Raw genomic sequence first — 25355 nt, forward strand, 5'->3', positions numbered from 1 at the left:
CTCTTTTGCTTATTTTCAACTTACTACCACATCCTGTTTAGTAGAATCCCAGGTAACACGTTTACCAGTATGGAGCGCCATTGTGGCCATAATATTGGCCACAGAATGGTTAAAGCCGACGCGAGCTGGGGCATTGGGCTCTTGACGGCTGCGTACACAACTCATCCAGTTCAGCATGTGTAGCGAAGTCATCGGATCCGCTCCTGTATTGGCGCTAGTCTCCTGTTTAGGGCCGCTGGCTAATGACATTTCGGGCAACATGTTTGCTTTCATGTTCATTTCCTGCGCCGATCTGGCCGTCAAACCACCTTCTGGTGTGATCTTGTTTGTGTCCAGATTGATCATGCCGCCGTTTGAGTAATAATACTCTTTGGTACCACCCGCTTCGTTGTGCATTCTGGAAGAATAAAGCACCTGAAAACCCTTACTTTTATCGTTGTCCGGACCGTAATCGAACACGGCCGTGAACGTATCAGGGTTAACGCGCCCGTCTTTCCAGACGTAAACACCTCCGTTGGCAACGACGCTGCGGGGATGATCCAATCCGCTAAACCAGTGAACTGTGTCAATCTGGTGCGACATCCACTGGCCAGGAATACCCGATGAGTAAGGATAAAAAAGCCGGTATTCTAAATACTTGCGTGGGTCCCAGTCTGTCTTTGGACGATTAAGCTGGTAGCGAGTCCAGTCGGTATCTTCCTGGCGTATTTCAGCGACGAGTTTAGGACGGCGCCAACGACCGGGCTGGTTGACGTTCCAGGTCATTTCGACCATGGATATATCACCGAATTTACCAGACCGGATAAAGTCGTTGGCTGCGTGATAGTTTGGCGCTGAGCGACGCTGTGAGCCAACCTGCACGATTTTCTTTGATTTCTCGACGGCCTTAACGGCTTTACGAGCATCATCTAACGACTCTGCAAATGGTTTTTCAACGTATACGTCACGGCCTGATTCCACCGCGTCGACGCAATGTAATGCGTGCTGAAAGTCGGCCGTACTAATGATGACAGCGTCAACGTCTTTGCGGTCGAGTAGCTCGTCGTTGTTACGTGCCTTGAAAAACGTACTGTCGTTCCAACCTTTGCCTTTCAGAAAAGACTCGGCTTCGTCGCGACGGCGGCTCCAAAGGTCAGATACGCCCACAAAAGCGAAGTTCTGATCTTTAGCATGATTCATAAAAGATGGGGCCAGCGACTGCCGAAACCGGTCAGAAAATCCAATGATACCTACCCGAACCCGTTCGTTGGAACCAAGAATCCGGGCGTAACTACTGGCCGAAAAGCCCATGCCCAGCCCCGCGAGGCTAAAGCTGGCCGCTGCCGTTTTTTTAATAAAATCGCGACGATTTTCCATGAGAAAGAAGATAGGAGAGTCAGGAGAAACAGATGAAGGCTATAATGCCTTGATTTTGATATTACGGTAATAAACCCGGTCGCCGTGGTCCTGTAGCAGAATATGCCCTTTTTCAGCCTCGCCAAACCGTCCGTTCGTATTGTAATCGGGCGCTTTGTACTTGCTCATGGCGACATCTTGACGGAACGCATCACTGCCTCGCTCGTACTCAACCACTTTTTTGCCATTGAGCCAATGTTCGACGTGTTTACCTTTCGACAATACCCGGCCCGTATTCCATTCGCCAATTGGGTTTGCTTTCTTGCCATTCGCCGGAATTAAATCGTAAAGCGAACCAACCGTACGGTTGCCGTTGCGACCTAGCTTGGCATCCGGGTGTTTGTCATCGTCCAGCACCTGAAATTCCAGGCCAAAAGCAGAACCTTTAGGTTTGGGATAATTCTCTACGACAAAATATTTTACACCACTGTTAGCTCCTTCGGTCAGTTTGAAATCGAACGTCAGGTCAAAATCGCTGTATTCGCCATCGGTAACAATGTCGCCAAAGCTTTGGGACTCGGAGCCATCTGACTTTTGAATAGTCAGCATGCCGTCTTCAACGGCCCAGCCTTTTTCCGGGAAAGTTTCTTTGTAAGCCCCCCGCCAGCCTTTGGTCGTTTTTCCATCAAACAGCAATTTCCAGCCTTCACTTTTTTCTTTGGTTGTCAGTGTGTTTGGCGTTTGTGGTTTTTCCGCAGCGAGTAAAATAGTTAGTAATAAGCCGCTAAAAAATAATGCTTTCATGGGTAGTTGAATAAAGAAAGCGACTGTTAGACAGCCACCTTGAGCGATTGAGTTAAATAGTCTTTGTTGATCTTAGCGCATTCAGCGGGGGTCTTACTGTCTTCCGGTACGCGATCCAGTTCGATGATTCCCCAGCCTTTGAAATTGATATCGTCCAGCGCTTTGACTACGGCGGCTACGTCGACATTACCCCGGCCCAATTCAACAAACTTGTACGCTTTCGGGTCGTTCGGTTTGTCAGGCAGGGGCGACATCGTGTCTTTGAGATGCAGAGCGTATAGCATGTCTCTATACTGCTTCACGGCTTTTGCCGGATCGCCCCCGCCCTGTTTGTAATGAGCAATGTCAAGCAAAAGCTTAACATATTTTGGGTTCATCGCCTGTACAATTACATCGACCTCTTCAGGGGTTTCGCCGAGCTGATGCATGTGGTTATGGTACGTAGCCTGAATACCCATGTCCGCTGTCTGCTTACCAATCTCGTTCATAACAGCCGACAATCGCTTCAACTCATCAGTCGTAGGCTGGCGGTCTTTAGGGCGAGCAGAGTTCGTCAGCTGAATGGCTGAGCCACCAAGTGCTTTCACAAAGCTGGCATGAGCGACGTGCATATCAATGGTACTCTGCTCCTTCGCGGGATCGATCTCGACGTTACCACTTGAGAACATCGCTAGTTTAAGGTTATGCTGATCGAGTAGCGCTTTCAGTTCAGAAGGCTTGGCTTTGTAGGGACCAAATGTATTAGCCCGTATTTGGATGCCTTTATAGCCTAACGAAGCCAAATCGGCAATGGCCTGCGCGTCATTGCCACCCCAGGTGATCGATGAATACGCAATCTTCAGCCCCGACGCTTTTTGCGAGTCGGTAGACTGAGCAAATAGTCGATCGGCTCCTGACGACAAGGCTAACGCTGACAGACCCGCTGCGGTAAGAAACTGCCGTCGGTTGATAGATTCTTGCATGATAAAACAAAGTAGATCAGTACGTATCGAAAACTAGTGTACTGTTGCCGCGAGAGATGATTCTCCCTCAAAAGTGAAAATGCGCCAGGTTTTACTTACGGCCGAACGTAAAATAGGGTGGGTCTGAGCATCCGGAAGGCTACGTTGGGGATTCTTCCGGCGCCCGTCCCTCCCTATTTATTTTACGTGTCTGCGTCGTTAATAACCCGAATTCTGGATAAATACGGATTTTCCTGTCTGATCTTTAATACTCCTGTCAATCTGTGTTTGTGGAATTGGCCGAAAAATGTGGAAATCCTTAATGTTCACGGCCGCCTGCGGGTTATACTTTTTTACCCGTTCGATTAGCAGATTCCAGCGTTTCAGGTCCAGCCAGCGGGTCTGTTCGCCGGCCAGTTCACGCGCCCGTTCTTCGATGATCGTTTCAAACGTCAGGTTCCCTGCAGTTAGTAACATGGCATCTTTCTTACCTGCCCAGCCTGCCCGGTAGCGAACGGCGTTGATCGCCGTCAGAGCATCCGCTGCATTACCTGCCTGCAATGAGGCTTCGGCCTGCATCAGGTATACATCGGCCAGCCGGAATACAAAATAATCGCGGCTACCGGCCTCGTAGGTCAGGTCGGGACGTTTGGTGTCGAAGAATTTCTGCAGCGTTGGGAATAGCGCTTCGTTGTAAGCACTGGGCACCAATACCTGGTATTTCTTAGCAGCACGCTGCGCTTTTGTCCATTCCACGCCCGGGATATAAATGGCGGTATCACCAGCGGCAAACGACACTTTCGTTTTCGAATCGTCGAACGAGGCCGAGTTCAGATTGGTGCCTGGGTTATTGCTGAGCCACGTATCCCGGAACGTTTTCTTGTAACGCGAATCGTTGGTGCGGTCGGCGAAGACCGTGTTGAGCAGGTACGGTGTCGGCCGCAGGCGTTTGAACGGCCTACCGTAGAAAACGTCGCGCTTCATGCCCGGCTGTACGTCGTACTGCATTCCGAAAAGCAGGTGCAGGTTATTGCCACCGTTGACGGCCCCCGTGTTGTTGGTCAGGTTCGTCAGCGGATCGGCGGTGTACTGCACGGCAAAGACGACCTCGCTGTTGACCTGGTTGTTTTCGTCGAACACGCTGGCGAAATCATCGAGCAGCTTATACCCATAAGCCGTCGTTACGTTTTTGCACAGGGCCGCTGCTTTGCTGAAATCATCAGCGGCTTTAGACGACGAATACGCCTTCACTAGATACACTTTAGCCAGCAGCGTTTCGGCAGCGGGTTTGGTAGCCCGGCCGTAGTCCGACGACTGACCCTTTGCTTCTAGATCCGCAATGGCATCGGTCAGATCTTTGATGATGGCTGAATACATTTCGGCGTCCGTAGCCCGCTTGGTTTCTTTAGTAGGCACTATCGTTTCGGTCAGCCGTAGGTCAACCCCACCCCACTGCATAAACAGCAGGTAGTAGTAGTGAGCCCGCAGGAATTTAGCCTCGGCTACCCGAATCTTCTTCGTTGCGTCGGTGATGCCCGTTACGTTCGGGGCCCGTTCGATGATGGCGTTGCAGGTATTGATGCCCCGATACAGTTCGTCCCAGGTGTTGCCCAGGTAATCGACCGTTGGGTTCAGCTGACCGTCGTAGTAGTGGAAGCCTTTGTAGCCTCCATCGGCACCGGTCGCGTAAATGTCCGTACCATATTCCGACATCGTCAGCCCCTGCTGGGTGGCGTAGTAGTACCGGAGGGTCGAGTAGGCAGCCTTGACCGCATCGTCAAAGCCCTTGGTGGAATTGATGTAGTTGTTACCGATACCTGACACCACTTCCTCCTTCAGCACATCCTGGCACGACTGGCTAAACAGGAGTATTGTCGCTACGCCAGCAATGCGGATTGAATTTTTTATCGTTTTGATTGTCATTGATTTAATGGCTTTAAACGTCTTTTCTCAATTTCTTCGGCTGCCTAGAACCGAACGTTTATCCCAAAAGTCGTAACCGACGTAGCCGGTACCACACCGGTTTCACTGAGCGCCAAACCGTTGGTCTCAGGATCGATACCGTTATATTTGCTCCGGTATTCCGACCAGATAAACGGCTGCTGAATGCTGGTATACACGCGCAACGACTCCATCTTCAGCTTTTTGGCGAACGCTGAACTGAACGTGTAGCCGAAGTTGATATTCCGCAGTTTCACGAACGTACCGTCGAAGTACGAGATAGTACTGTTGTAAACTGGGAATTCCTGGTTGCTTTTGGGGCGGGGGAATTCGTTTGTCGGATTATTTGGCGTCCAGTAATCTACTTTTATCTGCTGGTAACGACCGGCCAGAGCGTTGCGGTTGCGGTGGAAATCACTGCGGATAAGGTTCCCGAACCGACCGTAGAAGAAGAACGACAGATCGAAGCCTTTAAAATTGAAACGGTTGGTGATACCCCCGCTGAACTTCGGTACGTCGGAGCCGATAATAACCCGGTCGTCAGCCGTAATGCGTCCGTCGTTGTTGGTGTCCTGAATTTTGATCTGCCCCACTTCGCTGGCGTATGACTTGGCGGCATCAGCCTCGTTACTCTGCCAGATACCGATTTTCTTGTAGTCGAAGACCGTGCTCAGCGGCCGGCCGATGAACCAGCCGTTCCCGACGTCGTCGACAGCCCCGTTGTAAAGCGAGAGAATAGCTTCGGTATTCTTCATGAACGTAAAGTCGGTCTGCCATTTGAAGCCAGCGGTCGAGTTGATGTTGAATGTCGTGAAGCCGAGTTCAATACCCCGGTTGCGGGTTTCGCCCACGTTACGGGTCACTGAGCTAAAGCCAATAGAACCGGGCAACTGATCGGCCAAAAGCAGGGCCGTCGTGTTCGTCTGGTACAATTCCAGCGACCCTTGCAAACGACCGCGCCAGAGGCTGAAATCAACCCCAATGTTGGCCGTTGTTGACGTTTCCCAACGCAGGTCGGGGTTGCCGATCGTGTTGGGGCGGTATCCGAAGGCACCAACGGTACCCCAGGCGTAAGATGTCCGGGCCAGGAAGCCCTGCGTCTGATAGGGGTTCACAGCCTGGTTACCCACTGATCCATAGCCCGCCCGTAGTTTCAGCAGGTCAAGCCAGGAAACCCCCTTCATGAATGGCTCGTTGTTGATGTTCCAGCCCACTGCCACACCGGGAAAATTACCCCATTTGGTGTTTTCACCGAAGCGGCTAGCACCGTCCCGCCGAAGCGTAGCTGTGATCAGATATTTATCGTTGAAGTCGTAATTGACCCGACCCATCAGCGAGAAGATCGTCCAGGGAGTGAAGTTACTGGCGGGGGTCAACACTGTGCTGGCGGCACCCAAGTTATAGAACGACTGCGTTTCGGCGGGAATACCCTGTACGTCTGAGCGATACGTCTCATAGCGGTCCCGCTGAATCGACTGGAGTGCCGTTACGTTCAAATTGTGCTTACCTGCGAACGTTTTCGTGTAGTTAACGATGTTCTCGACGGTGTAGTTGAAGCCTATTCGGTTCTCTACGCTGGCCTGCGCATCGCCCCCCTTACGGGCGTTGGTCTGTGCACCGATGAAGCGGCCCCAGCGGTTGATTGTGAAGTCAGGGCCGAAATTGACCCGGTATTTCAGACCCTCCAGAATCTTGACTTCGGCGTAGACGCTGTTGAAAATTCGGTAGCGTCGGGTTTCGTCGATCTGGGCACCCGGCACGATTTCGGCCAGCGGGTTAGTCAGCAGGGCGTCGTTGGTAGGCGAGAAGATGATGTTGCCACTGGCATCGTACGGAACCGCCAGCGGATTTTGCTGGATGGTGAACTGATAGGGGTTCAGGTTTTCACCGTTCCGCAGGCTGTACATCATGTACGACGACAGACCGACTTTCAGGAGATTATTAACCTGATGGTCGATATTAGCCCGTAGTGAGTAACGGGTGTAATCCAGTCCCGCCGAAATTCCTTTGTCCTGAAAATAACCGGCCGATACGTAAAATTGAGTCCGATCATTGCCGCCCTGTATACCGATCGAGTGGTTCTGAATGCTGCCGTTACGCAGAATCAGACCCTGCCAGTCGGTGTCGGTGCCGTTGGCGATCCCCCGCGCTACGGCTGGGTCACCGCCTAGTACGGCTACTTTGGCATCGGCAACTGGGTCCGCCACACCGGTTGGGACAGCGTTGCCGTTAGCGTCCTTATAGCCGCCCGTCGCTCGGTATGATTCCCGTACGAATTCGGCGAATTCCGCGCCGTTGAACAGCCGCAGTTTATCCAGGGGCTGTGATACGCCGGCGTATCCGTCGTAAGAAACGGTTGTTTTTCCCTTAACACCGCCCCGTTTTGTGGTAATCAGGACAACGCCATTGGCGCCCCGTGCGCCGTAGATGGCGGTTGCGGTGGCATCCTTCAGTACTTCCATCGAGGCTACGTCGCTGGGATTGAGGTCTTCGTACCCAGCTGAGAGCGGAATCCCGTCGACAACGTAAAGTGGGTCGTTGCTAGCACTGAATGAACGCCTGCCCCGGATGCGGATGGTGGGTACCGACCCCGGTTTAGAACCCGTCTGCGTTACGTCGACCCCGGCGGCCCGGCCCTGTAGTGCCTGACCTAGGTTGGTAATCGGCATTTCCTGGATTTCTTTGGCCGTAACCTGCGTGATAGCGCCCGTTAGCTGACTTTTCTTCTGCGTACCGTAACCAACAACGACGACCTCGTTCAGCGAGCGGTTATCGGCCTGGATTGTCAGGTCGACGGTCGAGCGATTGCCGACGGTCACTTCCTGACTAACAAAACCGACCGATGAGAAAACTAGGACGGCCTGTGCGTTTGGAATCGCAATCCGATACGTGCCATTCGCATCGGTGGTTGTACCGCGTGTTGTGCCCTTGACAGCTACACTGACACCAGGAAGTCCATTGTTATCATCGGATGAAAGAACCCGCCCTGTTACGATGCGGTCCTGGACTTGGTTAATACTGTAAAGGGTTGGATACGAGTGGCTAAGGGTAGGTTGGCTCAGCAGGGTGAGCGCAGTTAACCCAAGCAAGGGCAGCCAGGGCCGCCCCGGGGGATGGGTAATCGTGGAAAACATTGTTTGTAAAAGTTAAGGTATAGGAATATGTAAAATCAGGGTAATGCTTGAATAGAGCCGTTGACCACGTCGACGGAGTCGCCGGGCATAAGCTGCTTTGTCTGCTGCTGGTCAAGCAACAGATTGACCCGGCCCGATCGGAGGCCGACTCGAACACCTTGTGGCCGTTGCCGTACCTGAAACGACGTACCCAGGGCTTCAATCGTGAGACCATTGGTATGGACCCGGAACAGGCGCGCCGAGGACGTATCGTTCCGATGAACCACCGAAAAATCGGCTGTTCCTTCCAGCCAAACTGCTCGTGGCGAGTCGCCGTACCAGTTCGGGGCGTACTTCAGCGAGCTGTTGGCATACAGTATTACCTTCGACTGATCAGGTAGTTCCAGTTGACGAGTCTGCGCTGGTCCGGTACTGACCATTCGAAGAGAGTCGCCATTCACGTACTGCATCCAAACTGCCCAGCTGATAAAACCAATGATACCAACTACGGCAGCTACTGTTCGGAAGAGGTACCACCAGCCTACTACCGTTCGTACGTCGGGTTGGAGCGGGCGAACATCTTCCATCGTTTCCAGTGAGACACGAATACGTCCCCACAGTGACGAAGTTTCATCGAATTCCAGATCACCTACTCGCGACTGGCTAGCTTCCAATACCAGCGTTTGCGCTGTTTCTACCGTATCGACACAGTCCAGATTGTTCGTTAACCAAACCTGCCAGAAAGCCGCTACCTCTTCGTCGTTGGGGTGTTGCACCCAGCGTACAAAGAGATCGTCGAGGGCAAACTCCTCCGCGGTATAGGCAGTATATGGCTTACGAAGCACGATTTAGTTTGTTAACTACAGGGGCAAAGAGAATGAAGTAAGGGTTTCTACTTATTCAGTAGAGAGATTAAAGGCCTCGTGTTTGCCATCTTATAAAGTGGCCAACGCGGTGTATAGTATAAAGAACGAGAAGATTAACTGTATCGACATGTAAATAAATAGACCAATAGAGAAAGTAACGCCAATGAGGGAGTAAACATTACGACTTGCTTGCTTTCTTCCGGGCTTCGCTGGCTTTTTTTGTATTGGCAACAAACTGATCCCCTCTTTTTGATCCAGTCTGTTTCTTTAAATTGGTTGCTTTTTTTTCCTCAGGAGATAGTTGCTTCCAGGCTTCCTCCGGTAAATAGCGGGTGGTGCCTCCAGCGCGTTCAGCGGGCTTTCCATCGGCCGTTCGCCAGTCTTCGTCGGTCCACTGTTCGAGGTGCTTTTGAGAATCAGTACGTTCGTTTGTTAAATAGCCACCGCCCGCCTTCTCGTACTCATGAGTTAGTAACTGCGCTTTACGGGCGCTCCACTGGCCTGGTTTGCCACCCTTATCGCCCGATTTGATCTCTTCTTTGATCTTTTCGCGTAGCTCAGGTTTATCGTAGTTGTTTTGTTGTTTCTTCGCCATGATATTATTGATGAGTGTCGGTCTGAATTTAACTCACTGACTAATCAAAAGTTATCGGACCTGCATCAGTCGGGGGATCTCCATAACCATTAGCACGGATTCACGTTATGTCATCACTGACAGAAATGATTATGGGGCAGCTTTGGCTACTTGCTTTACTATTCGTGTGCCTGGCGAACTCACTTGGATTGGCACAGACGCGAGCGTCGGTTGAAAAACCAACCAAGATCCCTCGTAAAGGATTGATTGATACAACGAAAGTAGGCAGCCCCAGTTCGCTGACATTTACAGCGTCGACTGACCAGCGTTTCTTTTTCTTCAACGATACTCGCAATGAGCGGGACCGACTAACGCCGATTAGCGTATATGGGGTACGGGCAGGATTTTTGTTTCCACCCAGACAAAAGCGGGAGAACCTGCAGGGGGGGCGAGGAGCTAGTTTTAAAGCAGGAGTAGGCTTCTACTTTCTTAATCAGGATATTGATCAGCCAGGGCTGTTACCTGATACGCGGGCGTCAATTACCCGGCGGTTGCGGTACGGTACGCTGTACTACGAGCGATACCTATTGCGTCGGAAATCTTTTGAAGTAAGCATGCCACTGGAAATTGGCTTTGGCACGTCGAAGTATGAACGTAACGACGTCGAATCCAATGAATACATCCTGGCTCGGGGAAATTTCATTCCGGTAGGGGTGGGCGTCTCGGCAGCTTATCAATTCCCCTCGGTACGTTGGTTCACGCCCATACACTGGTTCGGTCTGAATATGCTGATTGGATACCGTTATATTCTTAAAAAAGATATTCCGGAGAGCCAGATCAATTACAACGGGTTTTACATATCCGTTGGTCCCTCATTCTTTCTGGAAAACATGACGGATGACATTAAACGCTGGCGGAAACGGCATCGGCAACGAAAGGCAGTTAAAGCCAACTAAAAACAACGAAGCTCCCACAGATTCAATAGTCTAATAGCAGTGAACCCGTGGGAGCTTAGTTACTTATGCTTCAACGGCTGGAGCCTCCCATTTAATTTGCACTACTTGTTCAAGATCGGGATGCAGGCTAATGGCAACCGGACAGGTGTGCGCAATTTTTTCCAGGTTAGCGCGGGTTTCGTCGCTTGGCATTGGGTCGGCACGTAACGTTAGGTCAATGTCAATCCGGGCAATACGACGGGGGGGCTGACTGGACATAACTTTAGTTACTTCCATTTCGCTTCCCTTGAGCTCAATCCCATCGCGACGCGCGAAAATGGCCATTGTCGTAAGGATGCAGCTTCCCAGTGCGTTTGCTACCAGATCCGTTGGTGAGAAAGCTTCACCCCGGCCTTGGTTATCGGTCGGCGCATCCGTATTGATATGGGTGCCGGATTGGAGGTGGGTGCAGTCGGTGCGTAGATCGCCCAAATAATCAATGTGAATCGTTGCCATAGGGTGCAGCCTGTTTAGGGCAAGCTTATAAGTGAACGTGAAATTTATCGTTTAATAGAAGCAGAGCGAGACCCATTCAGCGAGAGTCCGGTCTTAACCCAAACATATGCATAATGGACCGGTTACGCTAATAGCCGGGACAACTTTGCACGAATCCAGTAAAACAAGTAATTTTAAGTCAGTAAATTAGACGAAATGCGAACGGTATACAGGTTCTTGACCATTGCCTTGTGCAGTGGGCTGCTGGCAGGGCAGCAGGTTTACGCTCAGCGGGCGACTGACGACGATGAAGACGACCGCTATCAGTCGATGACAACATATGGTATAACGACCAACACAAACTCCGGCATCATAGGCGGATTTGTGTTCCGGCAGGCTCGTCAACTGAGTGGTACGCTGTTTGGATTGCCTCAGTATCGGTATATCAGCGTTGAACTTGTTAACGTAAAACATCCTAAAGAACTTCAATCATCGGTGAGTTCGGTAGGCTCCCGGTTCATTTCTGGAAAGGAGAATTATTTGTTCGTGCTACGCCCGCAGTATGGTCGTGAAGTCAAACTGTTTCAGCGGGGTGCCGATGAAGGAGTTGCGGTGAATGGTATTCTGGCAGCTGGTCCATCACTGGGTATCATCAAGCCTTACTACCTCGAAGTGCAGTATGGTAACTCGTCCCGGACGGTACCCGCATCGCAGGTGAACGGCTTTGCGACGGCTAACGGCGAATCGGTCATCGGAGCAGGCGGTTTTTTTCAGGGGCTGGATCAGTCAAAGCTGACCGTGGGTCTGAACGTAAAAGCAGCCCTTAGTTTTGAGCTAAGTGCTTTCCGAAATAACACAACCGGTTTGGAGATTGGCTTTTTGACGGAAGTCTTTCCGCAACGGGTGATCATTATTCCCAATACGGTGGCAGGTGGAAGCCGTTCCGATGGTAACCGAAGCGTCTTTACGTCGGGGTATATAACGTTGTTTTTCGGTAGTAAAAAGTAGAAGGAGAAAAGGGGCGGGCGGAGAAAAGTAGGATGGGGAAAGCCATTTTTCTTTTCTCCACTCGCCCCTTTTCTCCTTCCTCCTTTCTGATGAACTTTACGCCCGAAAAACGAATTCTGTTGAAAAGGATTGAGGAGCCATGATTGAATTACCCGTAATACCCTCTGAACAACAGCGAAAAAAGCGGCCCGATTGGCTACGTGTGAAGTTGCCTATTGGCCCCGAATACGCTAAAGTCCGGAAGCTGGTCGACGAACATAAATTACATACCATCTGCGAAAGCGGAAACTGCCCGAACATGGGTGAGTGCTGGGGGGCCGGTACCGCCACGTTCATGATTCTGGGTAACGTCTGCACGCGGAGTTGTACCTTCTGCGCCGTAGCAACGGGTCGCCCGAACGAGTACGACACCGACGAACCCCGGCGCGTAGCTGAAGCCATTGTGTTGATGAAGGTGAAACATGCTGTAATCACGTCGGTGAACCGGGATGAGCTAAAGGACCGTGGGGCAGAAATCTGGTACCAGACGGTTCGCCTGATCAAAGAAGCATCGCCTACGACGACGATTGAAACGCTGATCCCCGATACAAAAGGCAACTGGCCATCCCTCGAACGAATGATCTCGGCGGGCCAGGAAGTTGTATCACACAACATGGAAACGGTGGAACGTTTATACCGTCGGGTTCGTCCCCAGGCTCGTTATGAACGGAGCCTGGAACAAATTCGCCGGACAAAAGAATACGGTCAGCGGACTAAATCCGGTATTATGCTAGGTCTAGGCGAAACGCACGATGAAGTGTTCAAAGCCATGGATGACCTGGCTCAGAACGGCCTCGATGTACTAACGTTGGGCCAATATCTGCAACCGACTAAGATGCACCACGAGGTGATCGAGTGGATTCATCCTGAGACGTTTGCTATGTACAAGGAAGAAGGTCTGCAACGAGGACTTAAGTACGTTGAGTCAGGACCGTTGGTCCGGTCGAGCTACCACGCCGAAAGACACGTAAACGTTTAAGTTCGATCAGGATTTGTAAACAAGTAAGCACTATTATTTCTTTACGCAAGAAAGTCCGGGCGGCTCGTCCGGACTTTCTTGTTGAACGATGAAACGATACGACTTCATTATTGCGGGTGGGGGCATGGCCGGCTTGAGTCTGGCTTATTACTTAACTCAGTCGCCACTGCGGCACAAATCTGTGCTGATTCTGGATCGGGAACTTAAAACCAGTAACGACCGAACCTGGTGTTTCTGGGAGCATCGTAATACCGCTGGGCCTTTCGAATCAATCGTTTACTGCCGCTGGGATACTGTTACGTTTCATGGTACTACGTACGCTGGTCCGTTGGGTATGGGTGCGTACCAATACAAGATGTTGCGGGGGATTGACTTCTACCGTTTTTTGCAGGAAGAGCTGGGAAAATGGCCAAACATCGAACGTAAACAGGTGACGATCGAGCAGATCACTGATACGCCAACGGGTGGACAAGTCAAAGCAGACGGGGTAGTTTACGAAGCGAATTATGTCTTCGACAGCACGTACCAACTAACCCTGAATGATCGAAAAAATCATAATTTACTTCAGCACTTCAAAGGATGGGTCCTTACCACTGAGAAGCCCTGCTTTGACCCGAAGAAGGCCGAAATCATGGACTTCCGAATAGAGCAGCATGGCGATTGTCGGTTTGTCTATGTGCTGCCCTTTGATGAAAAAACGGCGCTGGTTGAATTCACCCTCTTTAATGATAAACTGCTGACCGACTCCCAGTACGATAGCGCGCTCCGCCAATACGTTGAGCAATATCTGGATACAGGCGCATATACCATTAAGGAGACCGAGTTCGGAGTTATTCCTATGTCGGATGTAAGGACGGAGGAAAAGCCAGCCCAGCATATCGTCCGGATTGGAACATCGGGGGGAGCTACGAAAGCATCGACGGGATATACGTTCCAGCGTACGCAGCGTTACTTACGCGAAATTGTTCAGAATATGGCCGAAACGGGATTGCCTCACCGGCAGCCCGCCTGGTTCGACCGCCGGTTCAAATTGTACGACAGCATCTTCCTGAACGTACTGGAGCAGCATCGCCACCCCGCTGATGATGTGTTTACTCGTGTGTATGTGAACAACCCCGAACGAGTATTCCGGTTTCTGGATGAGGATACCCACTTAGGGGATGAACTAAAATTGTTCACGACGATGCCCTGGTGGCCATTTACCGCTGCTTTCTTTGCCGTCATGCATCGCAAATGGGTTAGGTAACGAAAATGGAAATAGGCGACAGGTGTTGACTTGGAAATCAAGGGCCTAGTTGCTGCCTAACTTACCGGTTTTATGCCTTGACCTCTGCCCGGAAAACTGTAGCTTTGCGATTCTTAAAGTATATAAAATAAGTATACGATCGCGTAATGCCATATCTTTTCACCTCTGAGTCCGTTTCTGAAGGACATCCTGATAAAGTCGCCGATCAAATCTCCGACGCTTTAATTGATAATTTCCTGGCTTTCGACCCATCTAGTAAGGTCGCATGCGAAACACTGGTGACGACCGGGCAGGTTGTATTGGCCGGGGAGATCAAAACTGATACGTACCTGGACGTGCAGAAGATCACGCGCGAGGTTATCCGGAAGATTGGCTACACGAAAAGTGAATACATGTTCGAAGCCAATTCCTGCGGTATCTTCTCGGCGCTGCACGATCAGTCGGCTGACATCAACCAGGGTGTTGACCGGAAGGTTGACAATGAAGACTTTGAAGCGAAAGCCGAAGCGCAGGGTGCTGGTGACCAGGGTATGATGTTCGGGTACGCTACCAACGAAACCGACAACTACATGCCGTTGCCGCTGGATCTGGCTCACGCTATCCTTCGTGAGCTGTCGCATATCCGCAATAACGAAAGTGACCTGATCCCGTATCTGCGGCCCGACGCTAAATCGCAGGTAACGATTGAGTATTCCGACGATCACCAGCCGATCCGTATTGATACCATCGTGGTGTCAACCCAACATGACGATTTCGCTGACGACGAAACGATGCTGGCGAAGATTAAAGAAGATATTATCAACATCGTGGTTCCACGGGTTAAGGCAGCTCAGAAAGCCGAACTGCATAGCCTGTTCACTGACGATATTACGTACTACATCAACCCAACGGGTAAGTTCGTTATTGGCGGACCACACGGCGATACGGGCCTAACGGGTCGAAAAATCATCGTTGATACGTACGGCGGTAAGGGTGCCCACGGCGGTGGTGCTTTCTCAGGTAAAGATCCCTCGAAAGTTGACCGGTCGGCAGCTTATGCCACGCGGCACATTGCTAAGAACCTGGTAGCTGCTGGTCTGTGTGATCAGGCGTTGGTTCAGATTTCGTACGCGATTGGTGTTGCCAAGCCTTGCGGTCTGTACGTCAATACGTATGGTACCTCGAAAGTGGATATGCACGACGGCGAGATCGCGGAGAAAGTGGCGGAGATTTTCGACATGCGTCCTTACGCCATCGAACAGCGCCTGAAATTACGTAATCCCATTTACTCAGAGACGGCTGCTTATGGACACATGGGCCGTAAGAATGAAGTTGTTAAGAAAACGTTCGGATCAAATGGCAACGTAAAAGAAGTTGAAGTTGAGCTGTTCACCTGGGAGAAACTGGACTTCGTTGATCAGATTAAGTCGACGTTCAATTTGTAGTTTCGACACATACCAAAAAGCGAAAGCCATTCCCCAGGGAATGGCTTTCGCTTTTTGATTGATTCAGGATTTATAACTCATCTTCCAGCACTTCATCCTCTTCATCCACGCGGGTTTTAGCCTGGGAGATAGTTGGACTGGATATATCATTACGTTTCTGTTTGATCCGGACAAGCTTGTCTTTCAATACGTCCATAACTTTGTCGATGGCGCATTCGAAGCTTTTATCGTCATGTTCTTTAACGAACAACTCCTTACCTGGAATCGTGACGCGAACTTCAACAATCTTCTCTTTAACCTTGTTGGAATCAGCCCCGTCAAGCCTGAGAAACACTTCTCCACCAATGATGCGGTCGTGAAAAGTGTCTAGCTTGTTCAGCTTCGCCTGGATAAAATCTAACAGGCTCTGGTCGGCCGTGAATCGCACGGCATGAATTTGTAATCTCATTGTGTCGCCTTTTAAGTGAAATGAAACAGAACATCAATGGATTGACTAAGTTTGGTAACAAAGGCCAAAAAGTCAATACAGGCTACGAAAGATACAACCTTGTTTCACGGCTCACTGTTTGCAAAAGGTGATGAGGACATAACGAGAGTGATTTACGAAGAAGCGTGGAACGCCTGTTTGGTAAACTTCTTCTTATAATCTAATTGTAATCATTAGTCATTAAGAAAGAGCTGAATTGGTCGTTTGGAGCGTAATGTAATAAGAGGGCGAGTACCAACAGATGCTGCCGATGATGGGCGAACACTGAAGCGCGATAACAAGGTGGCCAGAATTGCATGCATCTCCATCAACGCAAACTGATTACCGATACAAAGTCGAGGGCCTCCCCCAAACGGCAGAAAGGCGTACGGATGTTTATCTTTGCTCCAGTCGCCAGCAAATCGGTCTGGGTTGAACTGTTCGGGGTTCGGCCAGTTAGCCGGGTCATGGTGCAGAATGTAAGGGCACAGAAGAACGCCCTGATTGCTTTCCAGTCGGTGACTACCCAACTGGTCAGGGCCGAACGAGAACCGACTCATGATCCAGGCTGGTGGATAAAGCCGGAGTGATTCATTGATGATCTGCGATAGATAGGGTAGTGCCCGTAAATCCTCGGGGGAAGGGCGATCTCGCCCGGCCAGTACCTGCCTGAGTTCTACCTGCGCTTTGGTTAGTACGTCGGGGTGTTGGGACAGCAAATGCAGTGTCCAGGCCAGCGAGGTAGCCGTTGTTTCGTAACCAGCTACGAACAGCGTTACCATCTCATCACGCAACTGCTTGTTAGACATACCCTCGCCCGTTTCGTCATCCGTTGCCCGTAGATACATGTCCAGCAGATCGTCGTGATTGGCGTCTGTTCGACGTCGCTCATCAACAATACCGTAAATCAGCGCATCGACAGTCTGGTAGGCTTTATCAAAGGCTCGGTTATCTGACGAAGGAATCCATTTGGGCAGTTTAAAGGGATTTAGAACACGCCGGTTGGCAATAAAATTCAGGTTGTTGAGGGCCGTTGCGATCTGGTCCAGTTCAGGTCCCAGCCCAGCGCCAAACAGTGTTTTCGTAACGATACGTAATGTAGCGTCGGTTGTTGCTGTCGACATGTTGACAGGTTTGGTGCGATCCTGCTTCACCAACCGATCAACCCAGGTAACGGCTTCGTCGATCATGGTATCGGCTAGCATTGCCAGTTTTTGTCGGTGAAAAGCGGGCTGGGCCAGCCGACGTTGCCGACGCCAGAAATCACCCTCGCTCGTTAGTAATCCCTCTCCCAAAAAGGCACGAAGGATAGCAAAGGACTTTCCCCGGCCATAATTCCGGTTGTTTTCCTGCAACACCTGCTTCGTTTCTTCCGGTTTGAGCATGAGGTGCGTCACCCGGCCACCAACGCTGATCCGCACAATACGCTCATCACCATACTGCTTTAACAACCGACTCATAAACGCCAGTGGATTGCGGATGTACTCCAGCGAATTACCAACTATGGGTAACCCAGGGTGAACAGGAATCGGACTATGGTTGTGACTAATCGTTTCCATAAAAAAAGCCGCCCCAGCTTATCGGTCTGGAACGGCAATAAATATACTAACAAGTCTAGTAGTAAGTCTACGAATTAACTACTTCACCCCCGTTTACGTGAATAACCTGTCCCGTGAAGTATGAAGCATCTTCCGATGCTAGAAATACGTAGGCTGGGGCTAGTTCGGCGGGTTGTAATGATTGGTGGGCTTTTGAGGCAGGGATATTATGCGTAGTCAATAGCCATTTGCGCTACCTCGGCTAGGACATCATTGACTGTTTCCTTAAGCTCCGGTCCCATACGTAAATACTCCGTCGGGTATTCATCTTTCAGGAAGTATAATGTAGCGTAATAAAGCGGCTTAAATCGATCTTTCAACTGCCATTCCTCCTGCTGGAAGTAGTTGTAGGCGATGTGGTACTGTTTTTTGGCGAGAAGTAGTTTGAAAAATGTACTTCCTAGCGTTTCTACTCGCTTTTCTGCTTCATTACCTTGAGGCAGAACAAGGGGGCCAGGAATAAATAAATTGAAATCGTATTCTTCGATGCTCTCATATGTATTATTCCATAGTTCTATTATTTTTTTTATTAATATTAAATTAGGGGTCTTCTCGGAAAGTATTAAATCAATTTCAGAAGGTCTTTCTAAAAGTTTTAGAGATAATACTTTTCTGTCATTTTTCTTGTTAAGGAAGTAGTAAAACGATATTTCACTAGCTGTTATTTCATTTACTTTCGTAGCAATTTTGATTGTATGTGGCTGATCAGAACTAATATAATAAAGGTGAGCTGGTCCATAACTAACCAAAACTCTGTCCTCTGATTTGTCTACGAATAATAGTGGTATTTTGTTCAAAAGTTGACTCTGTGTTTCTTTGTTAAAATATAGATACTCAATCAAAGAAGCATCAGCATTATCATATAGATCAAGCATAAAGTAACAAGATGATATATCTAAATACATTAATTGATTGATCTTGTTGCAACTATTTATACTATCAATGGCTTCTTTATATTTTTCTGTTTGTATAAGCTTGTTAACTTCTTCATACCTTGAATAAGGTATATTTTGTGCTAATGATTTTTTTTCTAGCTTAATTAAATAGATTCTTGTATTTGTAATTAATAAATCTTCTAGCTCTTCATTTTTAATTAACTTACTAAACGCAGTCGTTAGATACAACGCTGCTTCTGGATCTAGTTTGCCTATCTCCATTGCTTTCAAGTGTCCATCAATCCGTTCTTGCATCCACTCAGGATCACCATCAAACATCGTTTCAAAGAAGCGGATCAACCAAAAAACTCGCTGGTCGGTACGGCGGCCGAAACGCATCAAATACCAGATGTTGAAAAAGCGTTCCTCAAGCCGGTAAAGGTGATTTTTAGTGTTTGTTTCTACTTTTTCAACGACACCGTTGTTAATCAGCTGTTTCAATTGGGCTGAGACTACTTTGCTTTCCAGACGTACCACCTGGGCAAGCTCTTTGGCGCTAGCAGCATCCCAGGCTTGGGCAAGTGCAGCTACAATTTTCTGCTGTTGAGCCGGTAGGTCATCAAGTCGGTGTTTATAGAGGGGGGTAACGCGGTCAAGCAGCACGTTGAGGTCACGAAAAACGGAGCCCGAATCATTCTCGACCAAAATCTCAAACAGGAGTACCATCGTGCGAATTACTCCGCCTGTTAGTCGACGGATAGCTTCGATTCGACCCGGTTGCCGCTCAATCAGTTCTTTGACGGCGTCGGTATGGTAGGTTTCTCCCAGGTTTAAAAAAAGTTCAGTAGCTTCTTCTCGTGAAAGGCCGTTTAGATGAATGACTTTAAAAAATTCGTAAAATGGTTTCGCATAATCATGCACTTGCTCAATGACAACCGATGTGGCACCAATGAGCCGTAATTCGGGCGTTGTGAGTAGAATTTCTCGTAAACGTTTACCCTCTTGGTTATCCAGCTTTTTCAGTACATCGCCGATATTGTCAATCAATAATAATAGTTTTTTGCCCTGTTGTTGGAGACTATTGATGAGCGTCTGGAAAGCTATCTGTTCGTAATCGTCTTCTCCGTATTGCTTCGTTATAGCTTCATATAGATCAGCGAATGTTGCGTCTGTTTCTCCAAGATATTGCGCTGTTCGTTCCCATATATCGGAAAGTGTGCCGATACCATATTCCTCCTCATTAAATAAGATGGGAACAAGTCGTTGACGCAATTCGGGTGTATTATCGATTTCGTAGGCTATACGTAGTAGCAACGTCGTTTTACCCATACCCCGAATACCCTGAATCAGATAATGTTGTTCAGGCTTGATCATAGGTGCGTCACGTATGTCGCGGAAAATCCGCTCAAACTTTTGCTTGCGTGCAATAAATCCGGCAATCAGTGCTTCCTTGCTCTGATTCTGTGGATTGTAAATAGTAGCTATGAGGGGTTGATTATTAGCAGACATATTTTTTCCACCAGGTTTTTAGTATGGATGAGTTGAAGCGGTAGGCTGTATTGTCGGCTGTTTGGTGTAAGTAACCATCGTATTCCAATGACTCGACGATGGCTTTGTACCTATCGGCGATATCGTGCTTGACAGCCAGATCATGCACGACAGCTTTCTCTAACGGTTCGTCAGCTGTAGCCCGATTCAATACGTCATGCACAAATTGATATTCTGTTCCGGGTTCAAGTCGCTTTTTCAGGCGTTCGTAGTATTGCTCAAAGTATATTTTATTACGCTGGTGAAAGACCTGTTCATAGGCTTTGTTGGCCTTATCTTGATTAATTGGATTGCCCGAACTTTCGAAAACATCAATGACTTCCTGCACGAGTAACTGAACGTGAAAGGGCATTAGCCAATCAATTTTCTGGATGATAAAAAGAATTGTTTCGTCATCAATGTCGATTCCTTCTTGTTCAATGAGTTGCCGGAAGAGTTGACACGCTTCATCAATAGTCAGGGCTGGAATGTCTATGTACTGTAATTGATTGACAAGATCGCTGGCGTCGAGCTTCTTTACCAGTGGTTGCAGGCCAATTGAACCGGTCAGCAAGAACTGCACTTTGCCAGTCAGCTTTCGATTGTGGGTTAATTCCCGAAACAATTGTAGAAAGCGTCTGGCTTCTTGGTTGCCGTGTTTATGTAGGATGTTATCGACCGTCTCTGTGAATTCATCGACCATGATGATCAGTCTGTCACCGTTGAGATCGATCTCTTCCAGCAGCTTTTCAAAATCAGTCTGAAAGTTGATGGGCTCGCCCTTGTCCAATGAAACTTCCAGGAAAGGGACAGAGACCTTCAAATTGATACGTTGGAGCAATCCACTGGCCACTTTTTTTAGCGTGTCCGATACTTTCGACATGGTACGGAAAGATGGACTGTCAATCACCTGCTTAGCTAGCTCCTTATAAAAGCCATCGACTGAGTCAATTGATTGAGTAATGGCGTAGACGAATTGCTGGTTATCCTCCGGATTCTCCTGGAGATGATTCATAATCGATGTCTTGCCGACCCGTCGAGGGGCAGACAGGTATATCCAGTTGCCAGCCCGTATCGAGCGACGTATTTTGCGTACTATTTGGGGACGTTCAAAAAAATCGCTTCCTGAGACGGCTTGTCCGATGATGTTTCTCATATGGCAATAGAATTTTTGTCAAAAATAATGACAATGTTTTTATTGTCATTATTTTTGACAAAAATTCTATTGCCAAATAGTGAGTGTATTACAAGTGAGAATGTAGTTAGATTCGCCTTTGTTACCTTGTACAAATAAATTGGGTATGAACATCAACGGCGACGCGATCAAACAGAACAACTACGATGCCATCGTGATCGGCTCGGGAATCAGCGGTGGGTGGGCGGCAAAGGAGCTTTGCGAAAAAGGCTTACGGACGCTGGTGCTGGAGCGGGGCCGGGATGTGAAACATGTCGTCGACTACCCAACCGCTACGCTAAACCCGTGGGAGTTTCAACACCGGAACAAATTGCCTGATACGTTTCGGAAGGAGAATCCCGTCGCGACAAAATGTTACGCCCTGGACGAAGCGACGCAGCAGTTTTTCGTGAAAGACGCCCAGCATCCGTACGTACAGGAAAAACCGTTCGACTGGATTCGCGGGTATCAGGTAGGGGGGAAGTCGCTGCTCTGGGCAAGACAAACCCAGCGCTGGAGCCGGTTTGATTTTGAGGCTAATGCCCGTGACGGCGCAGCCATCGACTGGCCAATTCGTTACGAGGATATTGCGCCCTGGTACAGTCACGTCGAGAAATTTGTTGGTATCAGCGGTAACAAAGACGGACTGGAAACACTACCCGATGGGGAGTTTCTAAAACCCTGGGAGCTAAACTGCGTCGAAAAGCACATTCAGAAACGCGTGGCAGAATCCTATAAGGATCGTCATGTCATTATTGGTCGTTGCGCGCATCTGACCGACCCCCAGCCGATTCATTACGAACAGGGCCGAGCGCAGTGTCAGGCGCGGCACCTGTGTTACCGAGGCTGTCCGTACGGCGGCTATTTTAGTAGTAATTCGTCCACCATTCCGTGGGCTGCCAAAACGGGTAAACTGACGTTACGTCCAGATTCAGTGGTTCACTCGATTATTTACGACGACCTAAAAGGCAAGGCAACGGGCGTTCGGGTTATCGACACGCATACAAAGCAAATGACCGACTACTTTGCCCGGATCATTTTCGTCAATGCGGCCTGCCTGAATACAAATCTGATTTTGCTGAACTCAACATCGCGTCGTTTTTCGAATGGATTAGGGAACGATAGCGGACTCCTCGGGCGTTACGTTGCGTTTCATAATTACCGGGGAAACATTACAGCGTCGTACGAAGGCTTTGCCGATGGCTACTATTACGGTCGTCGCCCGACGACGGCGTTCATGCCTAATTTTCGGAATGTAAATAAGCAGGAAACGAGCGGCCCGGCGGCCCGGTTTCAGCGCGGCTATATGGTAGCTTTCAGCGCGAGCCGGTCGGGGTGGCAACGGGGGGCAGGTCAGGAAGGTTTTGGCGCTGATTTCAAAGACAAGCTGAGTGATCCCGGTAACTGGAGCGTTTTTATGATGATGCAGGCAGAAACCGTTCCGCGTTACGAAAATCACGTCCGGCTCAGTACTGACCAGAAAGATCCCTGGGGAATCCCCCAACTCGTTACGTCTGTCGGGTACACCGACAACGATCTGAGAATAATGAACGACTTCCTGGAGCAAGGGGCTGATATGCTGGACAAAGCGGGTTGTAAAAACATCAATCCGTACGATGATCACCGGAATCCAGGGCTGGATATTCACGAAGTGGGGGGCGTTCGGATGGGACGTGATCCAAAAACGTCGTTGCTCAATGCCCATAATCAACTACACGCCGTTAAGAATGTATTTGTTACCGACGGAGCCGCTATGACATCGACTGGCACCCAAAACCCATCCATTACGTTTATGGCGCTAACGGCACGAGCTGCCAATTTTGCCGTCGCCGAATTGAAGAAAGGAAACTTGTAGCGTGACTAATTTACAAATTAAAGAAAGCTTATTTGAAAGCTGCCGGATTTACGTGCAGCAACGTATCGATACGGCTCGTCAGGCTATGCAAGCCGCGCAGGAGTCGGCTAACATGGAAGAAAAAAGCAGCGCGGGCGATAAGTACGAAACCGGTCGGGCAATGGCCCAGCTTGAGCGAGATCGTCACGCTCAACTGTTAGCCGAAGCGCGCAAACTAGCCCAGGATTTGGCTAAGATCAACGTAGATAAAGCGTACGAAACGGTGCAGCCTGGTAGTCTGGTCACAACCGATCGGGGGCTGTTTTTTATTAGCACCAGCGTCGGCAAACTAACACTCGACGGGCGAGAGTACTTTGCTATCTCGTCCGCGTCTCCTATCGGACAGGCACTAGCCGGAAAACGGGCTGGTGAATCAGCTACGTTTAACCGAGTGACTTACCAGGTGCAAAACGTTTCGTGATCAAAATACTCGCTCGCCACCAATCCAGGTCTGCTGAACTTTCGTGTCCCGGAGCTGTTCGTTGGGGACGGTCATAATGTCCCGGTCAAGTATGACGAAGTCGGCCTGTTTGCCCGGAGCGATGCACCCTCGCAGGTGATCCTCAAAATTGGCGTAAGCCGCCCAGCGCGTCATGGCCAGTAAGGCTGATTTTCGATCTACCGCGTTTTCGGGTTGGAAACCGCCTTTAGGAAAGTTCTTCGCATCCTGCCGGGCAACGGCCGCGTGAAAACCGAACAAAGGGTTGACGTATTCGACCGGAAAGTCGCTACCGAACGCAATTAGTCCGTTCTGTTTCATCAAGTCGTTGAATGCGTAGGCTCCTTTTACGCGAACAGGCCCGAGTCGATCAGCTGCCCAGTACATATCTGACGTCGCGTGCGTCGGTTGAACAGAAGGGATAATCGAAAAGCGGCCAAACTTCTGGAAATCCTCCGGTGAAACAACCTGTGCGTGTTCAATCCGCCAGCGCCGGTTATTCTTGGTTTTCAATAGTTTACCGTAAATGTCAAGCATCAGGTGATTCGCCGAGTCGCCAATGCAGTGGGTATTCGCCTGAAAACCGGAGTTGTACAGCAGTGTAGAAACGCGGTTTAGCTCGTCGGGGCTGAGCAAAAGAAAGCCTCCCGTCTCGGGACGATCGCTATAAGGCTTACGTAAGCAGGCTCCTCGTGATCCCAGCGCTCCATCGGCATACAGCTTGAAGGAACGTACCGTCAGACGTTCGGTCTGAAAAGGGCCTCGTTTCAGGAAGTAGTTCAGGTTAGGTTCGCCAAGGCTAACCATGGCGTAATCCCGAATTTTTAGTTGGCCGCTCCGGTGTAAACTGTCAATCAGATTAATCTCGTCAGGGCTGATACCCGCATCCGACACGCTGGTTAGTCCCAGTGCTACGCAGGCTTTTTCGGCAGCTAGTAGCATTCGGATTTTGTCGGCGTTATCGGGACGGGGGAGAACTCGTTTAACTAATTGCATTGCATTGTCGACCAGAACACCAGTCGGCTGGCCTCCAGAAAGAACTACCTCGCCACCTGCTAGTTTCGATCCGGCGGTTACCTGCGCTAACCGTAATGCTTTAGAGTTGACAATCAGCGCATGACCATCAATTCGAGTTAACGCAACGGGAATATTAGGAAAAGCGGCATCCAGTTTCTCCTTGGTCGGAAACTGCTTATCGGCCCAGTCGTTCTGGTCCCAGCCACGTCCGATGACCCAGAGTGCGTCGGGGTGTTTCTGGGCAAACTGCTTAAGCCGGTCAATGATCTCGTCATAGGATGTTGTACCGACAAGATCAGCCTGATCGAGCATTTGACCTAGGCCCAGAAAATGAGAATGAGGATCGAAAAAGCCGGGATAGACAGGTTGCCCGTTCAGATCGGCGGTTGAGTCGGCGTCGTACGTTTTTGCCAGCTCATCGGCTGAACCAACGGCCAGGAATTTGCCATCTTTAATGACGAACGCATTGGCCGTCGAGAAGCTTGAGTCGGCCGTGTAGACGCGCGCATTCTTGACGAGTAAGTCTACTTTTTCTTTTTGGTTGCAACCGCCCAGCAAGGCCAAACAGGCGGTCAGCAGATGAAAATACCGCTTCATAGGAGAATATTTGGCGATTATACGAATAAAGCCAAACTTAACCCGACAACTGGTAAACCATAGTTTCT

Annotated in this window: 21 protein-coding genes; 7 read left to right on the forward strand and 14 right to left on the reverse strand. The window is 49.6% G+C overall.

The features are described from left to right. Positions 1-15 precede the first annotated feature (15 nt). The 7 genes from ACYVAD_RS22000 to ACYVAD_RS22030 form a co-directional block, all read right to left on the reverse strand. Positions 16-1356, reverse strand: coding sequence for a Gfo/Idh/MocA family protein (locus tag ACYVAD_RS22000; protein ID WP_461141698.1), 1341 nt, complete (start codon positions 1354-1356; stop codon positions 16-18). A gap of 39 nt (positions 1357-1395) precedes the next feature. Continuing rightward, positions 1396-2139, reverse strand: coding sequence for a 3-keto-disaccharide hydrolase (locus tag ACYVAD_RS22005; RefSeq protein WP_461141699.1), 744 nt, complete (start codon positions 2137-2139; stop codon positions 1396-1398). A 26-nt stretch (positions 2140-2165) separates the two neighbouring features. Then, positions 2166-3101, reverse strand: coding sequence for a sugar phosphate isomerase/epimerase family protein (locus tag ACYVAD_RS22010; RefSeq protein ID WP_461141700.1), 936 nt, complete (start codon positions 3099-3101; stop codon positions 2166-2168). 198 nt (positions 3102-3299) lie between these two features. Then, positions 3300-5003, reverse strand: a complete 1704-nt coding sequence (locus ACYVAD_RS22015; RefSeq protein ID WP_461141701.1) for a RagB/SusD family nutrient uptake outer membrane protein — start codon at positions 5001-5003, stop codon at positions 3300-3302. Between the two features lie 44 nt (positions 5004-5047). After that, positions 5048-8155 carry a SusC/RagA family TonB-linked outer membrane protein gene (locus tag ACYVAD_RS22020; protein ID WP_461141702.1) on the reverse strand — a complete coding sequence of 1036 codons (3108 nt, stop codon included), beginning with the start codon at positions 8153-8155 and terminating at the stop codon, positions 5048-5050. A 35-nt stretch (positions 8156-8190) separates the two neighbouring features. Further along, a complete protein-coding gene (locus tag ACYVAD_RS22025; protein WP_461141703.1) occupies positions 8191-8979 on the reverse strand; it encodes a FecR family protein in 789 nt (262 codons plus the stop codon). Between the two features lie 199 nt (positions 8980-9178). Further along, positions 9179-9595, reverse strand: a complete 417-nt coding sequence (locus ACYVAD_RS22030; RefSeq protein ID WP_461141704.1) for a hypothetical protein — start codon at positions 9593-9595, stop codon at positions 9179-9181. Positions 9596-9702: 107 nt separating this feature from the next. Between ACYVAD_RS22030 and ACYVAD_RS22035 the strand changes: the two genes are divergently transcribed. After that, positions 9703-10530 (forward strand): hypothetical protein, encoded by an 828-nt coding sequence (locus ACYVAD_RS22035; RefSeq protein ID WP_461141705.1) that lies wholly within the window; start codon positions 9703-9705, stop codon positions 10528-10530. Positions 10531-10593: 63 nt separating this feature from the next. Here ACYVAD_RS22035 and ACYVAD_RS22040 read toward each other — a convergent pair whose 3' ends face one another. Then, the gene (locus tag ACYVAD_RS22040) at positions 10594-11025 is read right to left on the reverse strand and encodes an OsmC family protein (RefSeq protein ID WP_461141706.1); all 432 of its coding nucleotides are present in this window, start codon (positions 11023-11025) and stop codon (positions 10594-10596) included. Between the two features lie 195 nt (positions 11026-11220). Between ACYVAD_RS22040 and ACYVAD_RS22045 the strand changes: the two genes are divergently transcribed. The 4 genes from ACYVAD_RS22045 to metK all read left to right on the forward strand — a co-directional run bounded on the left by ACYVAD_RS22045 (position 11221) and on the right by metK (position 15700). Then, complete coding sequence (locus tag ACYVAD_RS22045; RefSeq protein WP_461141707.1) at positions 11221-12012, forward strand: hypothetical protein; 792 nt, start codon at positions 11221-11223, stop codon at positions 12010-12012. Positions 12013-12151: 139 nt separating this feature from the next. After that, entirely contained in the window at positions 12152-13030 is an 879-nt protein-coding gene (gene lipA / locus ACYVAD_RS22050; protein WP_461141708.1) for a lipoyl synthase, read from the forward strand. An 88-nt stretch (positions 13031-13118) separates the two neighbouring features. After that, positions 13119-14276, forward strand: a complete 1158-nt coding sequence (locus tag ACYVAD_RS22055) for a lycopene cyclase family protein (RefSeq protein WP_461141709.1) — start codon at positions 13119-13121, stop codon at positions 14274-14276. Between the two features lie 146 nt (positions 14277-14422). Beyond that, entirely contained in the window at positions 14423-15700 is a 1278-nt protein-coding gene (gene metK, locus ACYVAD_RS22060; protein WP_461141710.1) for a methionine adenosyltransferase, read from the forward strand. Positions 15701-15770: 70 nt separating this feature from the next. On the opposite strand, the gene ACYVAD_RS22065 is transcribed toward metK, so the two are convergent. From ACYVAD_RS22065 to ACYVAD_RS22085, 5 genes are all read right to left on the reverse strand, one after another. Beyond that, positions 15771-16148 (reverse strand): HPF/RaiA family ribosome-associated protein, encoded by a 378-nt coding sequence (locus ACYVAD_RS22065; protein ID WP_461141711.1) that lies wholly within the window; start codon positions 16146-16148, stop codon positions 15771-15773. 212 nt (positions 16149-16360) lie between these two features. Beyond that, a complete protein-coding gene (locus ACYVAD_RS22070; protein ID WP_461141712.1) occupies positions 16361-17725 on the reverse strand; it encodes a cytochrome P450 in 1365 nt (454 codons plus the stop codon). 67 nt (positions 17726-17792) lie between these two features. After that, complete coding sequence (locus tag ACYVAD_RS22075; RefSeq protein WP_461141713.1) at positions 17793-17945, reverse strand: SDR family oxidoreductase; 153 nt, start codon at positions 17943-17945, stop codon at positions 17793-17795. Continuing rightward, positions 17932-20148, reverse strand: a complete 2217-nt coding sequence (locus ACYVAD_RS22080; RefSeq protein ID WP_461141714.1) for an ATP-binding protein — start codon at positions 20146-20148, stop codon at positions 17932-17934. Before ACYVAD_RS22080 ends, ACYVAD_RS22075 begins: the two co-directional genes overlap by 14 nt. Continuing rightward, entirely contained in the window at positions 20138-21181 is a 1044-nt protein-coding gene (locus ACYVAD_RS22085) for a hypothetical protein (RefSeq protein ID WP_461141715.1), read from the reverse strand. Before ACYVAD_RS22085 ends, ACYVAD_RS22080 begins: the two co-directional genes overlap by 11 nt. A gap of 286 nt (positions 21182-21467) precedes the next feature. Here ACYVAD_RS22085 and ACYVAD_RS22090 point away from each other — a divergent pair, with 286 nt between their 5' ends. Continuing rightward, the gene (locus ACYVAD_RS22090) at positions 21468-23195 is read left to right on the forward strand and encodes a GMC oxidoreductase (RefSeq protein WP_461141716.1); all 1728 of its coding nucleotides are present in this window, start codon (positions 21468-21470) and stop codon (positions 23193-23195) included. A gap of 1 nt (position 23196) precedes the next feature. Then, positions 23197-23655, forward strand: a complete 459-nt coding sequence (locus ACYVAD_RS22095; RefSeq protein WP_461141717.1) for a 3-oxoacyl-ACP synthase — start codon at positions 23197-23199, stop codon at positions 23653-23655. Here the strand turns inward: ACYVAD_RS22095 and ACYVAD_RS22100 are convergent, their stop codons facing one another. Continuing rightward, complete coding sequence (locus tag ACYVAD_RS22100) at positions 23656-25287, reverse strand: amidohydrolase (protein ID WP_461141718.1); 1632 nt, start codon at positions 25285-25287, stop codon at positions 23656-23658. It lies immediately after the preceding gene. Positions 25288-25355 lie beyond the last annotated feature (68 nt).

Source organism: Spirosoma pomorum (genome assembly GCF_054776615.1).

What these genes read in the sequence shown, in the direction of transcription:
- ACYVAD_RS22055 (WP_461141709.1), top strand. Translation starts at nt 13,119, where the DNA reads ATGAAACGATACGACTTCATTATTGCGGGTGGGGGCATGGCCGGCTTG.
- ACYVAD_RS22030 (WP_461141704.1), bottom strand. Translation starts at nt 9,595, where the DNA reads ATGGCGAAGAAACAACAAAACAACTACGATAAACCTGAGCTACGCGAA.
- ACYVAD_RS22020 (WP_461141702.1), bottom strand. Translation starts at nt 8,155, where the DNA reads ATGTTTTCCACGATTACCCATCCCCCGGGGCGGCCCTGGCTGCCCTTG.
- metK (WP_461141710.1), top strand. Translation starts at nt 14,423, where the DNA reads ATGCCATATCTTTTCACCTCTGAGTCCGTTTCTGAAGGACATCCTGAT.
- ACYVAD_RS22065 (WP_461141711.1), bottom strand. Translation starts at nt 16,148, where the DNA reads ATGAGATTACAAATTCATGCCGTGCGATTCACGGCCGACCAGAGCCTG.
- lipA (WP_461141708.1), top strand. Translation starts at nt 12,152, where the DNA reads ATGATTGAATTACCCGTAATACCCTCTGAACAACAGCGAAAAAAGCGG.
- ACYVAD_RS22000 (WP_461141698.1), bottom strand. Translation starts at nt 1,356, where the DNA reads ATGGAAAATCGTCGCGATTTTATTAAAAAAACGGCAGCGGCCAGCTTT.
- ACYVAD_RS22100 (WP_461141718.1), bottom strand. Translation starts at nt 25,287, where the DNA reads ATGAAGCGGTATTTTCATCTGCTGACCGCCTGTTTGGCCTTGCTGGGC.
- ACYVAD_RS22085 (WP_461141715.1), bottom strand. Translation starts at nt 21,181, where the DNA reads ATGAATCATCTCCAGGAGAATCCGGAGGATAACCAGCAATTCGTCTAC.
- ACYVAD_RS22070 (WP_461141712.1), bottom strand. Translation starts at nt 17,725, where the DNA reads ATGGAAACGATTAGTCACAACCATAGTCCGATTCCTGTTCACCCTGGG.
- ACYVAD_RS22015 (WP_461141701.1), bottom strand. Translation starts at nt 5,003, where the DNA reads ATGACAATCAAAACGATAAAAAATTCAATCCGCATTGCTGGCGTAGCG.
- ACYVAD_RS22040 (WP_461141706.1), bottom strand. Translation starts at nt 11,025, where the DNA reads ATGGCAACGATTCACATTGATTATTTGGGCGATCTACGCACCGACTGC.
- ACYVAD_RS22045 (WP_461141707.1), top strand. Translation starts at nt 11,221, where the DNA reads ATGCGAACGGTATACAGGTTCTTGACCATTGCCTTGTGCAGTGGGCTG.
- ACYVAD_RS22010 (WP_461141700.1), bottom strand. Translation starts at nt 3,101, where the DNA reads ATGCAAGAATCTATCAACCGACGGCAGTTTCTTACCGCAGCGGGTCTG.
- ACYVAD_RS22080 (WP_461141714.1), bottom strand. Translation starts at nt 20,148, where the DNA reads ATGTCTGCTAATAATCAACCCCTCATAGCTACTATTTACAATCCACAG.
- ACYVAD_RS22090 (WP_461141716.1), top strand. Translation starts at nt 21,468, where the DNA reads ATGAACATCAACGGCGACGCGATCAAACAGAACAACTACGATGCCATC.
- ACYVAD_RS22035 (WP_461141705.1), top strand. Translation starts at nt 9,703, where the DNA reads ATGTCATCACTGACAGAAATGATTATGGGGCAGCTTTGGCTACTTGCT.
- ACYVAD_RS22005 (WP_461141699.1), bottom strand. Translation starts at nt 2,139, where the DNA reads ATGAAAGCATTATTTTTTAGCGGCTTATTACTAACTATTTTACTCGCT.